The 13,419-nt window shown below is 70.1% G+C and carries 5 protein-coding genes and 1 pseudogene; 2 read left to right on the top strand and 4 right to left on the bottom strand.

Annotated features, from left to right (window positions below; translation table 11 throughout):
- The first annotated feature begins 114 nt into the window (after nucleotides 1–114).
- Nucleotides 115–603 (top strand): NUDIX domain-containing protein, encoded by a 489-nt coding sequence (locus IEZ17_RS40270; RefSeq protein ID WP_189308601.1) that lies wholly within the window; start codon nucleotides 115–117, stop codon nucleotides 601–603.
- Nucleotides 604–733: 130 nt separating this feature from the next.
- Here the strand turns inward: IEZ17_RS40270 and IEZ17_RS40265 are convergent, their stop codons facing one another.
- The gene (locus IEZ17_RS40265; RefSeq protein WP_189308600.1) at nucleotides 734–1,201 is read right to left on the bottom strand and encodes a TipAS antibiotic-recognition domain-containing protein; all 468 of its coding nucleotides are present in this window, start codon (nucleotides 1,199–1,201) and stop codon (nucleotides 734–736) included.
- Between IEZ17_RS40265 and IEZ17_RS45170 the strand changes: the two genes are divergently transcribed.
- A complete protein-coding gene (locus IEZ17_RS45170; protein ID WP_373300078.1) occupies nucleotides 1,115–1,723 on the top strand; it encodes a transposase in 609 nt (202 codons plus the stop codon). The genes IEZ17_RS40265 and IEZ17_RS45170 overlap by 87 nt on opposite strands.
- A 722-nt stretch (nucleotides 1,724–2,445) precedes the next feature.
- On the opposite strand, the pseudogene IEZ17_RS40255 reads toward IEZ17_RS45170, so the two are convergent.
- The 3 genes and pseudogenes from IEZ17_RS40255 to IEZ17_RS40245 all read right to left on the bottom strand — a co-directional run.
- Nucleotides 2,446–3,084: pseudogene (locus tag IEZ17_RS40255) on the bottom strand (MFS transporter); the annotation flags it as partial.
- 511 nt (nucleotides 3,085–3,595) lie between these two features.
- Nucleotides 3,596–11,164 carry a non-ribosomal peptide synthetase gene (locus tag IEZ17_RS40250; RefSeq protein WP_189308598.1) on the bottom strand — a complete coding sequence of 2,523 codons (7,569 nt, stop codon included), beginning with the start codon at nucleotides 11,162–11,164 and terminating at the stop codon, nucleotides 3,596–3,598.
- A partial coding sequence (locus IEZ17_RS40245) for a condensation domain-containing protein (RefSeq protein ID WP_189308597.1) occupies nucleotides 11,161–13,419 on the bottom strand: 2,259 nt, incomplete at its 5' end. The genes IEZ17_RS40250 and IEZ17_RS40245, both read right to left, overlap by 4 nt.

Genomic DNA, 13,419 nt, shown 5'->3' with positions numbered 1-13,419 from the left:
CAGAGACCAACAGTCCCAAGCCGCTTAACGAAACCGTCCACGCTGCGAGGGGATGGACAAACTGCGCCACCTCTACCCCAAGCATTAGCCGCGACGATCTACTAGGCGCCGTTGATGCATCTCCGCCACTCGGTCCGCGCGCCCATCCTGGACGAGGGCGAGCGCATCCTGCTCTGCAGGCTCGTCATTCCACACCCGGCCGAACCAGTCATCATCTGGGCGGCACCTGGTGGGGGTATCGAGCAGGGAGAGACGCCCCTGGCTGCCCTTCGTCGGGAACTCCACGAAGAGGTGGGACTCGCAATCGACGGCACCCTGCCTCACGTGTGGCATCAAAAGGTCATCGATCCTGGACATACGGCTGGCCATGACGGCGTGGTCAACGGCTACTTCCTCGTCCGCACCACATCGTTCCAGCCCCGCGGGGCGACGTCGGATGTGCAGCTCGCCGCTGAAAACATCAACGGTCTTCGCTGGTGGCAACTGCCGGACATTGTCGACTATCACGGCCCGGACCTGTTCTCGCCGCGCGACCTCGCAACCCCGTTGCCGGCTCTGATCGCCTTCGGTCTCCCGGCCAAGCCCGTACGGCTGGGCCTGTGAACTCGCCTCGAAGCATGGCTAGTTGGCCAGGACAAGGCTGGCCCTCCTCGAAACATCGTTCCTGCGTCGGCGAACCGGCAAGCCCCTGCCGTGGGTTCGTTCTTTCTCACGGCGGCACCCCGTTCTCGGCTCAGCCCAGACGCAAGACAGGAGCCAGACGCGAGGCATGGGCCTCGATGGCGTCCCGCTGGTATGCGGCCAGGCTCGGCGCAATCGCCTCGTAGGCCGTGCGCCATTGTTCGTTGTCCACGCAGGAGCGCCCGATGGCACGGTACTCCGCGACGGAGACGGCGTGCAGGGCGCTGAGCAGCCCGTACTGGACTTCGACGTGCGCCTGTACCGCGTCGACGTCAGCGGGCAGCCCTGCGACCATCAGCTCGGCCAGCAAGATCATCTGCGCCGTACACTCTCGGTGCGCGGCCTTGAGCTCAGCTTCGGTCATCGTCGACGTGTGCCTCTCGACCTTTTCAGAGGGCGGTATGCCGGGAACCGCGCACCGTTTCACTCGGCGCTGGATCGCCCCCGCAGGGGCCGAGGTTCGCAAGGAGATGACCTTGGGGCCCCACCTGGACGCGAAAGCGCGAGGGGAATACAGCATGGCGGGAAAGCGTGGAGCACCGAGAAGACATCAAAGGAGTTGACCGGCGAGGGTGGGGCGCTGCAGCAGCTGACGAAGAAGATACTGGAGCCCGCGCTAGACGGCGAGATAATGATTTACCTTGGCTATGAAACGCACGATCCAGTGGGCAGGGGCAGCGGCAGCTCCCACAAGGGCAGCCGGTCCAAGACCGCACTCACCGATGTAGGGACGGCAGAGATCTCCGTGCCACGGACACGGGCAGACGCTTTCAAGCGCAGATCGTCCGCAAACCCAGCACCAGCTGACCGGCGTAAACCAAATGGTGCGGCCCCTTGCCGCGGAGGCGCCCACGCACAAAGCGACATCCGCGCACCTCACCGAGGTCTACGGGTACCGGGGTATCCAAGCAGGCCATCACCACGATCACGAACAAGAAGGACATTAACAGCGGCTCGACTGCTGAAAATCGAACCTGCACGGGAGCTCGACATCCGCGGACATTCACCTCCCAATCCACACCGCCCCACGAACGTCACATGACGCCCATCAGTTGCCTCCGACGCACCATCAGTAAAGTCAGCATTGAGTCAGCATGCACCCCGCCAGAGGTGGTGACAGGTGGCGACAGCTACACATGCGCCAATCCGCCCTGCACCACCTTTGAGCTGCAAAGATGCTGACCAACCGGCTACACCCACAACATCGCCGCCAACCCGGTGTCATTGGAACCCGAAGGGGCGCCACGCCCAACATCAGACCGGGTTGCCGTTGCCCATACGCATCCAGTTGCGCCCCAGGTCCCTCGCGTCCCGCGCCTAGCTGAAGAGGCGGGTGGGTGTCGAGGGTGGCGGTGACAGCCGTGCCCCGCATTCAGGTCACCGATTCCAAGATCCGGGCCGTACACGGACCAACTCCCTACCGGCGGCGGTCGCGGGTTGCCATATCGGCACGTCAGGGCCGGTACGAGCGCTGTACCACCAGCAGACCAAGAATCTGCTGGTGGTCCTCTGTGCGGCCCACGGCACTCACGCAACGTAGCCAATAGCACCTCAGATGATCTGGTTTTCGAACGCGCCCTCGTCCCGCTGTACGAGCCTTCCCTGGGGAGAATCTGGGGAGTTCAGGCGGCGCTGGGGAGCGCGTGGGGAGAATCTGCTGAATAACATGGCATGAGCCTGCAAGACGCTGAAAGATCCATGCCCGCAGTTCAGAGGCCCGAATGACCGAATCATGCCAGGTCAGAGCACCTAGGTAGACGACTTCACGATGTAGGTGTATCCCGCGAACGCCCCAGTAGCGGACAGTGTCCCGGCCACCAGCACGGTCCCGAACCGGCGGGCGTCGGGACTGGTTCCGTAGGCGGCGTGCTGTTCTTCCGGACGCGAGGTCGGCAGCAGTACGGCGATCGTCACCAGAGAGACGAGACCCAGAGCCGCCGGCGTGGCGACCGGCAGCGGCCAACCGCTCTGCTGTCCCAGCCAGGTTCCGGCGGGAACTCCGAGCACGAGGGCGAGCGAACCGGCGACGGACAGCGCCCCGACCACACGCCCACGGACCTCGGGCGCGAACAGGCCCACGGCCACTGGTCCCATCACGGCCCAGAACAGTGCCTGGGACAGCGCGGTCAGCAGCCGCGCCACGAGGAGCAGACAGTAGGAGGTGGCCAGCGCTGCGACCAGGCTGGACACGACCAGCGCGGCCAGTAGTCCCGTGAGCACATGGCGTCGGGGTACGGCCCGCGTGACGTGGGCGAGTGGCAGAGACGCGACGGCCACCGTCACGCCGTAGCCGGTAACCAAGAGTCCGACCGCTGGCACCGACACCCGTAGGCTCTCGGAGATGAGCTCCAGGAGGCCGATCGGCAGGCTCTCCGCAGTGTTGAAGGTGAAGGCGGCCAGCATCAGGGCCAGGAGCACTGCCGACCTGTGCCATGGAGCCGGCTGCGTCGTGCCCCTTCGGTCTCGTCCGGTCCTCGCCCGTTGCGCCTGCTCCGTGGCACCGTCCATGCGGATACCTCACCCGGCTCACCGGTCCGCCGCAACCGAATTCATCTGCCGTGTAGGGGCGGGGAGCTCAAGGCGTGTGTCATTGACCAGGCGTTCACTGCGGTGGTGGGGCTGTAGTCGGCGCCGTGGGACACGCACTACACGCCCGGCAGTGTTCGGGTGCGCCGGGTGATCACTGTGAGGCGAGGTGAGTGTGGTGAGCCAGATCCTGATACTCCGTCAGTCAGTACCCGAGTCGGCGACGCGTCGGAAAGAGGACGCTCAGCGGCGACGAGACGTGATCAGACCTGTACTTCGGTCCGGGACGTGGTCTGCCCCTTGACCTGCTGGGGCGCGGGTCAAGGGGCAGATCGCGAACCTGTCTCCAACGTGTGCGTCGCCGGTGCGGAGCGGAGGTGCGAGCCGGTTAACGGTCGGGGGTGGGCGTGGGGAGGAATCCGGTGCCGGCGAAGAACGTCAGGTAGGCCCGCACGGTCTCGTCGGTCATGGGCGGGAGGTGGACTCCTGATGCCGCCGCCGCTCGGTGGGTGAGGGAGGAGTCGAAGGTCCGACGCGTGCGGCGGGGCCGGCCCTGGGCTGCGTCGGCCGTTTCCTGCCGGCTGGAGCCGCCGAGGAAGAGCTGGGCGGCATTGTCCGGCTGGTCGGCCACCAGCTTGCGCCAGTGGTCGAGTGGCACCGGCCGCACCGTGTGGCCCAGCGTGGCCGCTGCCTGGAACACCTGGGAGAGCATGGGCGGCGTGGGGTGGGTGAGATGGAAGGTCGGTTGTTCCGGAGTGGTCGCGTTCCGTGCCGTCTGCTGGTTGTCCGCGAGGGCCACGACTGCCGCGCTCACGTAGTCGACCGGTATCCAGTCGGTGGACTCGTCGGCTCCCTCGGGTACCGCCCGTGCCTGGAGGCATCCCTTGATGTACTGCCACAGCAGGTCGCGGTCTTGGCAGGCTCCCGTGTGCGAGGCGCCCGAGATGCGCGCGGGGCGGTAGACGGTGACCGGGATGTGGCGGCTCTGCGCGATGCGTACGATCTCCTCGGCGACCCACTTGCTCTGCGAGTAGCCGTCGGGCAGTTCGTGCACGGTGCCGACGGCGGACGCTTCCGTGAGTGGCCCGCCGGCGGCCGTGTGCGGTGCGTACACGCCGGTGGTCGAGATGTAGTGCATGCCGGTCGACTCCGATGCGGCCACGATCCGCAGGAGTTCCTCGGTGCCCCTTACGTTGGCGGCGCGGAGTTCGGTGTACGGGGCGGCGAAATTGACCCTGGCGCCGTTGTGGAACACAGCGCCGACCCGCTTCCGCAGTGCCTTGTGCTCCCTGTCGGACAGCCCCAGGCCCGGCGCGCCCAGGTCGCCCGGCAGCGGACGGATCAGGTCACCGTAGTGCTCCTTCCACAACCCGTACCGCTCCAGGGCGGACCGCAGCCTGCGTGCTCCCTCGGCGGTGTCGCGTGCCCGCACCAGGCAGTCCACCGGACCGCCCGTCGACTCCAGTAGATCGCGCAGGAGGAACGCTCCGAGGAAGCCGGAGGCCCCGGTCAGCAACGGGCGGTGTGCGCCTGCGGGTTCGCCGGGCGCAGGGCCAGCGGTTCGGGTGATGTCGGGCGCCAGGTGCACGTCCTGTCGCGGATCGGGGCCCGGCGCGTGCCCGGCCCCGCCGGCCGGCTCGTCCAGGAGGCGCCGCGCGCCGTCCGGGGTGGGTGCGGCGAAGAGGGCACGCATCGACAGCCGTACGCCGAACCTGTCCTCGATGCGCTGGGCCAGCTTGACCGCGAGCAGGGAGTGTCCGCCGGCCTCGAAGAAGTCGTCGTCGAGACCCACATCAGGGACGCCGAGGACGTCGGCGAACGCCTCGCACAGCAGCTTCTCCTGCTCGGATTCCGGCGCGCGTCCGGCGCGTGTGCCCGTGGCCGGGTCGGGGGCGGGCAGCGCCCGGCGGTCGGTCTTGCCGTTCGGCGTGAGGGGCAGGGCGTCGAGCGCGACGAACGCGGACGGCACCATGTACTCCGGCAACTGTGAGACGAGTGCCTGGCGCATCCGGGCGGTCGCCGTCTCCCGCTGCCCGCCGGCAGGAACGACGTAGGCCACCAGCCGCCTGTCACCGGGCCGGTCCTCCCGGACGACGGCGCAGGCGGCGGAGATCCCGGGCACCGCGGCCAACGCCGCCTCGATCTCGCCGAGTTCGATGCGGAAGCCCCGCAGCTTGACCTGGTCGTCGGCGCGGGAGACGTATTCGAGCTCGCCGCGGTCGTTCCAGCGGACGAGGTCGCCCGTGCGGTACATGCGTCCGCCGGTGCGGCTGAACGGGTCGGCGACGAACCGGGCGGCGGTCAGGCCCGGACGGTGCAGGTAGCCGCGGCCCAGCCCGTCACCGGCCACGTACAGTTCTCCGATCACCCCCGGCGGCACCAACGCCATTGTCCCGTCGAGTACATACACCTGTGCATTGCGCACCGGGACGCCGATCGGTACCCGGTGGGTCGGTGCATCCGGGCCGGGCGGCTCCAGGAAGTCGCTCATGGTCGCGCAGACCGTGGTCTCGGTCGGGCCGTAGGCATTGACCAGCCGCCGGCCGCCGGCCCACCGGGCGACCAGCGCCGGCGAGCACGCCTCCCCGGCGAGTACCAGCGTGGTGCCGCCTGGTACGCCCTCGTCCTGCGGCATGACCGCGAGGGCAGCCGGCGGGAGGGTCAGGTGGGTGATGCCGCGTTCCGCGAGCAGGCCGGCGAGCGGGGCCCCGGGCACCAGCTGTGCCGGATCCGCGACTTCCAGGCAGGCACCGGTCAGCAATCCCATGCAGATGTCCCAGAACGCCGCGTCGAAACTGACCGATGCCATCTGTAGAACGCGGCTGGAGGAGGTGAGGTCAAGCCTTTCCGCCTGCGTGCGGACCATCGCGCCGACGCCCTGGTGAGTGACGACGACGCCCTTGGGCCGACCGGTGGAGCCAGAGGTGTAGATGACGTAGGCGGGGTGGGCGGACAGGGGGCCGGTGCGCGGGTTCGCGGTGTGGCCGGTGGACCAGGCTGCGGTGTCGTCGAGTGCGAGACAGCGGGCGGTGGTGGGCAGTGCGGCGCGGAGGGCCGTGGTGGTGACGAGGAAGGCCGGCGCGGCGTCGTCGAGCATGAAGGAGATCCGGGCGGGCGGGTATGCGGGGTCGACCGGCAGGTAGGCCGCTCCTGTTTTCAACACCGCCAGTATCGCGACGATCATGTCGGACGACCGGGGCAGAGCGAGGGCCACCAGGTCCTCGGGGCCGATGCCCTGTCCGGACAGGTACTGGGCGAGGTCGTTGGCACGGGCGTTGAGCTGGGCGTATGTCAAGGCACCCGTCGCGTCGCGTACGGCCTGGGCGTCGGGGGTGCGCGTCACCCACTCCCCGAAGAGCTCCGGCACCGTCGGAGCCGGCAGGTAGGCGACGGGGCCGCGTCCCCACCCCTCCAGCATCCGCGAGCGCTCCTCGGCGGTGAGCAGGTCGTAGGTGCGGACGGGCAGGTCGGCGTCGGCCACGACCGCGGACAGCAGGCGGCGGAGCCGGTGGGCGAGCCGGTGCACCGTCTCGGGCTCGAACAGTTCGGTGGAGTACTCAAGGTGCCCCTCGATCCCCGCGACGCCCCCCGCCTCGTCCCATGTCTCGGTGAAGCTGAACGTCAGGTCGAACTTGCTGATACCCGTGTGAACGGGCTGACCGGTCACCGTGACCCCGGGCAGGTCGACACCGGCCGCCGCCTGGTTCTGCAACACCAACATCACCTGGAACAGCGGATGACGGTCCTGCGACCGCACCGGGTTGAACGCCTCCACCAACCGCTCGAACGGCACATCCTGATGCGCGAACGCCGCCAGGTCGAACTCCCGCACCCGGTCGAGGAGTTCACGGAAGGTGGGATCCCCCGACAGATCCGTGCGCAGCACGAGGGTGTTGACGAAGAACCCGACCAGGTCGTCCAGGGCCTCATCGCTCCGGCCGGCCACCGCGGTGCCGAGCGGGACATCGTCGCCGGCACCGTGCCGGGACAACAGCACCGACACCGCCGCCTGCACCACCATGAACAGGGTGCAGCCCGAAGACCGCGCCAACTCGACGAGCCCCCGGTGCGTGTCCCGGTCGAGGCTGAAGAAGTGTGCCTCACCCCTGTGGTCCGTCACGGCGGGCCGTGGCCGGTCCCACGGCAGCACCAGCGCCTCCGGCACACCTGCCAGGGCCTGACGCCAGAAGGCCAGTTGCCGGGTCATCGGACTCTCGGCATCGGACTCCTCGCCCAGCATGCGCCGCTGCCACAGGGTGTAGTCGGCGTACTGCACCGGCAACGGCGACCAGTCAGGAGCCCTGCCCGCGGTACGCGCCCGATAGGCGGCGCCCAGGTCCCGGGCCAGCGGCGCCAGTGACCAGCCGTCGCCGGCGATGTGGTGCAACGCCAGTACCACTACATGGCTCTCCGCGCCCAGCCGTAGCAGGCTTACCCGCAGCGGCAGTTGGGCTTCCACATCGATCGGCTCGGTCACCGCGGCGGATATCCGGCCGGGCAGGTCGGGCTCCTCGACGTCGTCGAGGGTCAGGGCGAGCTGCGCCCGGGCCGGGTCGAGGACCACCTGCTCGGGCTCGCCGTCGTGCTGGGGGAAGACGGTGCGCAGCGCCTCGTGGCGCTCGATGACGTCGCCCAGCGCCGCACCCAGCGCGGCGACGTCGAGCGGGCCGTCGAGCCGCAGCACCAGCGGGATGTTGTACGTGGCGCCGGGCCCGTCCAGCCTGCCCAGGAACCACAGGCGCTGCTGCGCGAAGGACAGCGGCAGTCTCGCCGGGCGCCGCGCGGGCACGATGGCGTCCCGAGCCGTGCCCGCACCGTCGAGGGCCGCAGCCAGTTGCGCGACGGTGGGGCGCTCGAAGAGCGTGCGCACTTCGAGTTCCACGCCGAGTGCGGTGCGGATGCGGCTGACCAGGCGGGTGGCCAGCAGGGAGTGTCCGCCGAGCGCGAAGAAGCTCTCGTCGACGGGGGCGCGGCCGATGCCGAGCACGTCGGCGAACAGATCTGCGAGCAGTTCTTCCTGCACGGTGCGCGGGCCGCGCCCGCCGATGTCCGCGGCGTGCCTGGGCGCCGGCAGTGCCCGCCGGTCGAGCTTTCCGTTCGGGGTCAGCGGCAGTGCGTCCAGCACGACGAAGGCCGACGGGACCAGGTACCCGGGCAGCGTCCGGCCCAGCTGCTCCGCCAGTGCCTCCGCGGATGTCGCCGTACCGTCGGCCGCCACGACATAGGCCACCAGCCGCCGGTCGCCAGGGGTGTCCTCGCGGACGACGACACGGGCGGCCGTCACCGTCGGCAGGGCGGTGAGCGCGGCTTCGATCTCGCCGGGTTCGATGCGGTGGCCGCGGAGTTTGACCTGGTCGTCGGCGCGGGAGAGGTAGACGAGCCGGCCGTCCGCGTCCCACCGGACGAGGTCGCCGGTGCGGTACATCCGCCCACCGGAAGGGTCGAAGGGGTCGGCCACGAAACGCGTAGCCGTCAGGGCGGGGCGGCCCACGTACCCGCGGGCCACCCCCGGTCCGGCGAGGTACAGCTCGCCGGTCACGCCCACAGGCACCGGGCGAAGCCGGGCGTCGAGGACGTAGCACCGCATGCCGTCCAGTGGCTTGCCGATGGGCGGAACCCGGTGCTCCGCGGTCGGCTGCGACGGCACCTCGTACCGCGTCGCGAACGTCGTCGTCTCCGTCGGCCCGTAGGCGTTGACGAACGACGTCCGGGGGCGGGCGGTCGCCGCGCGTTGCAGGACGCCCGCTGCCGCTGCCTCGCCGCCGGTCGCCACCAGGCGCACGGTCCCGAACAGGTGCGGATCGGTGTCGGCGATGATGTTGAACAGGGAGGTGGTCAGGAAGAGAGCGGTGATCTTCTCGGCGGCAAGGATGCGGCCGAGGCGATGCGGTTCGAGCGGGCCGTCAGGGGCGACGACGACCGTTCCGCCGTTGAGCAGCGGGACCCAGATCTCGCAGGTCGAGGCGTCGAAGACGTAGGCGGAGTGCAGGAGGACCGCATCCGCGGCGCCGCGCCACATGGCGTCGGCGGCGAGCGCCGCCACGTCGGCGTGGGTGACACCGATGGCCTTGGGGTCGCCGGTGGAGCCGGAGGTGAACATCACGTACGCCAGCCGCGCGCCACCGGGGAGGCCGGGAAGCGTGCCCGGCTCGACGGGTGCGCCGTCGACGACGCGGCCGTCGCTGTCGACCACGACGACCGGGAGAGAGCCGCGGGCTTCCACCACCCAGGGGTGGCCGACGAGGTCCGCCGCGACGACGAGGGCGCGCAGGCCGGCCGAGGCGGATATCCGGCGCAGTCTCCCGGCCGGCCAGCGGGCGTCCAGCGGCACGTACGCGCCGCCGGCGCGGACTGCGGCCAGCGAGGCCGTCACCACTGCGGACGAGCGGCCTACCAGTACGCCGACACCGTCCTCGGCAGCTACGCCCAGGCCCGTCAGGCACCGCGCCAGGGAGCCGGAGAGTCGGTCCAACTCACCGTAGGACAGGGCGCTTTCGCCCCGCCTGACGGCAACCGCGTCCGGGTCCGACGCCACGCGGGCGGCGAACAGTTCCGGGAGTCCGGCCCGCGGCACACCGGCCGGCAGCGGAGCGCCCCTCCCCTGGTCGAGCAACCGTGCGTGCTCTCCGTCGAGCAGCACCGAGAGGCCGGCGACACGCTGCTCCAGGTCCTCGGCGCAGGCCTCCAGCAGCCGCCGCAGCCGCTCGGCCATCAGCCGTACGGTCCCGGATGCGAAGGCGTCCGTGCGATGGCCGAAGGTGATCCGCAGATCATCGCCCGGCGCGATCGTGAGGGTGAGCGGATAGTGCGCCGCGTCGGTGCCCCGGAAGCCGGTGACCCGAAGGCCCGGGAGGCCCTCCTGGGCCTGCCGCAGCGCTGCCGCGTCCATGGGGTAGTTCTCGAACACGGCGAGCGTGTCGAAGAGGTCGTCCAGGCCGGTCAGGGCGCGGATCTCGGTCAGCCCGAGGTACTGGCAGTCCAGGAGCCGGCCCTGCTCGTCCTGCATCCGGTGCAGGAGCGTTGCGAGGGTGTCGTCGGGGTGTATGCCGACGCGGACCGGGATCGTGTTGATGAACAGACCGACCATGGTCTCGACACCGGGGATGTGCGGCGGTCGGCCCGAGACGGTGGTGCCGAACAACACGTCGTCCTGCCCGGTCAGTTGGTGCAGCAGGACGCCCCAGGCGCCCTGCACCACCGTGTTGAGCGTCAAGCGGTGCCGGCGGGCCGCCTCCCGCAGGCGAGTGGTGGTGGCCGCGCCCAGATTCAGCACCAGCTGCTCGGGCAGCTCGCCCGACGACGCAGGGGCCGGATTCTCGCCGGCCAGCAGGGTCGGCTGCGCCACTCCGGCGAGCGCCGTGCGCCAGGCGTCGGCCGCCGCCGTACGGTCCTGGGCGGCCAGCCAGGCGAGGTAGTCCCGGTAGGGGGCGACGCGCGGCATCGCGCTGCCGTCCCCGCCGCGTGCATAGAGCTCGAACAGTTCCCTTACCAGCAGCGGCATCGACCAGCCGTCGAGGAGGAGGTGATGGTTCGTCATCACCAGGTGGTACCGGTGGTGTCCCATCCGGATCAGGGTGAACCGCATCAGGGGCGGTTCGGAGAGGTCGAATCGCCGCGTGCGGTCGGCGGTCAGGAACGCGGCGAGCCGCTCGGCGCGCCCGGCGTCGTCGCCCGTGCCGAAGTCGAGTTCCTCGAAGACCGGCGGGACTTCCACGGCAACGGCCTGGACGGGCTCGTCGAGGTCTTCGTAGAGGAACCCCACCCGAAGGTTCGCGTGCCTGCGCAGCAGTCCCTTGACGGCCGCGTACAGCACCGCCGCGTCGACCGGTCCCTCGATGTCGAAGACGAACTGCGCGGTGTAGACGTCCACCGCCTCGGAGTCGTAGACGGCATGGAACAGCATGCCTGCCTGCAACGGTGTCAACGGCAGGACGTCCTGTAGCTGGAACCCGGTCACTTGCGTCCACCCCACTTGTTCTGCAACTTGTTCTGTAGGCGATCGATCTGAGCCTGGTTGAGCGAGACCAACGGAAGGTCGGAGGGCGTATAGCCGCCGGCGTCGGGCGCCTGGGCGTGTTCCGCGACGGCACGCAGCGCCCGCAGCCAGCCTTCGGCGAGTTCCTCGACGTCCTCCTCCTTGAGCAAATCCGTCGGCCAGGTCCAGCCGGCGACCAGCTGCGGCCCCTCCGGCAGGTCCTTGGTGTAGGCGTTGATGTCCAGCACGTGATGGACCGGCATGCCCGGGTCCTGGCTGCGTGGCCCTCCCCCGTCGAAGAGCAGCTGCCAGTCCCCGGCGTCGCCCGCTGCCGATGAACCGGCATAGCGGCCCAGGTAGTTGAAGCCGATCTGCGGCGTCACGGCGTCCCTGAGCACGTCGCGGGTGCGCGGGTTGAGATGGCGCAGCAGGCCGTAGCCGATGCCGTGGTCCGGGACGGCCCGCAGCTGTTCCTTGATCCGTTTGAGCGCGCGGTCGATGAGCGAGGCGTCGAACGCCCGCGCCTCGTACCGGCTCACCGGACCCGGATCGAGCCGCACCGGGTACATGCTGGTGAACCAGCCGACCGTACGGGACAGGTCGATGTTCTCGGCGATCTGCTCACGTCCGTGCCCCTCCAGGTCGAGCAGGACGGCGGACCCGCCCGTGCCCCCGCGCTCGGCACGCCGCCCGGCGATCGCCAGGGCCAGGCCGGTGAGCAGCACGTCGTTGATCCCCGCGTGGAACGCGGCCGGCGCGGTGGTCAGCAGGGGGTGTGTCCACTGTGCGGGCAGGGTGACCGTCAGCGTCCGTACGCCGTCGGCGGTGTCCCGGTCCGGGTCGAGCGGTCGGTATCCCCACTGAGGGTCCTCGGTGCGCAGGATCTCCTGCCAGAGCGGCAGTTCCGCGGCACGCTCGGCGCTCCGCGCATCGGCCACCAGCAGCTCCGCCCATCTGCGGTAGGAGGTATGCACCGGCGGCAGGGGCGAGGGGTCGTCCGCCGTGCCGGCGGTGACCGTCTGCCAGGCGGTGGCCAGGTCGGCGGTGAGGGTGCGCCACGAGACCGCGTCCACCGCGAGGTGATGGACGACGAGCAGCAGCCGGCCGGGCCGGTCGGGCCCCGCGTCGTACCAGACGGCCTCCAGCACGCCGCCTGCGCCGGGCCGCAGCCGCAGGCGGGCGGCCTCCGCGGCCTCGGCGACCATCGCATCGGTCCGGGCGCCGTCGAGCCCGGCGATGTCGACCCGCGTCAGTCGCGCGCGGGCGCTCACCGCGCCCTGCGGCAGGACTTCGAGACCGGGCCGCCCCCCGGGCGTTGCACTCACCCGGAGCCGCAGCATGTCGTGGTGGTCCAGGAGTAGTTGGAGGGCCGCGGCGATGTCGCTCTCGGTTGCTCCGGCCGGTGAGCTCAGCACGCTCGACTGGTTGTAGCCGTCGAGCGTCCCGGGCCGGTCGAGGAACCACGCGGCGATGGGCGTGAGCGGCACCTCGCCGATGCCCGGGGTGGCCGCGGTCTCCGGCTCCGCGCCCAGTGGCACGGCGACCGACGCGATCGCCGCCACGGTGCGGTGGACGAAGACGTCGCGCGGCGTGATGACCAGTCCCGCGTTACGGGCCCTGCTGACGACCTGGATCGACAGGATGCTGTCGCCGCCGAGGGCGAAGAAGTCCTCGTCGACACCGACTTCCGGGAGGCCGAGTGTCTCGGCGACCACCCCGCACAGGAGCCGTTCCTCGTCGGTGCGCGGTGCCGGCCCGCCGATCCGGTGTGTGTCCGGTTCGGGGGCGGGCAGGGCGCGGCGGTCGACCTTGCCGTTGGGCAGCAGCGGCAACGCGTCGAGGACGACGAACGCAGCCGGAACCATGTACTCCGGCAATGCCGTCGCAAGGCTCCGGCGCAGTTCGATGGCGTCCACCTGCTGCCCGGCGTCGACCACCAGGTACGCGACCAGGCGTTTGTCTCCCGGTCGGTCCTCGCGGATCAGCACACGGGCCGAGCCGACACCGGCAACAGCCGTCAACGCACTCTCGACCTCACCCAGCTCAATGCGATACCCCCGCAACTTGACCTGGTCATCACAGCGCCCCAGATACTCGATCCGCCCCTGCGCATCCCACCGCACCACATCACCCGTGCGATACATCCGCCCACCCGACGGATCAAACGGGTCAGCCACAAAACGGGACGCCGTCAACCCCGGACGACCCACATACCCACGCGCCAACAACCCACCCGC

Origin of the sequence: Streptomyces albospinus, assembly GCF_014648695.1 — a bacterium.
Lineage (GTDB): Bacteria > Actinomycetota > Actinomycetes > Streptomycetales > Streptomycetaceae > Streptomyces > Streptomyces albospinus.
This window is presented reverse-complemented; position numbering and strand designations above follow the sequence as displayed.

Coding starts and splice junctions, on each gene's coding strand:
- IEZ17_RS40270 (WP_189308601.1), top strand. CDS start 115: ATGCATCTCCGCCACTCGGTCCGCGCGCCCATCCTGGACGAGGGCGAG.
- IEZ17_RS40265 (WP_189308600.1), bottom strand. CDS start 1,201: ATGCTGTATTCCCCTCGCGCTTTCGCGTCCAGGTGGGGCCCCAAGGTC.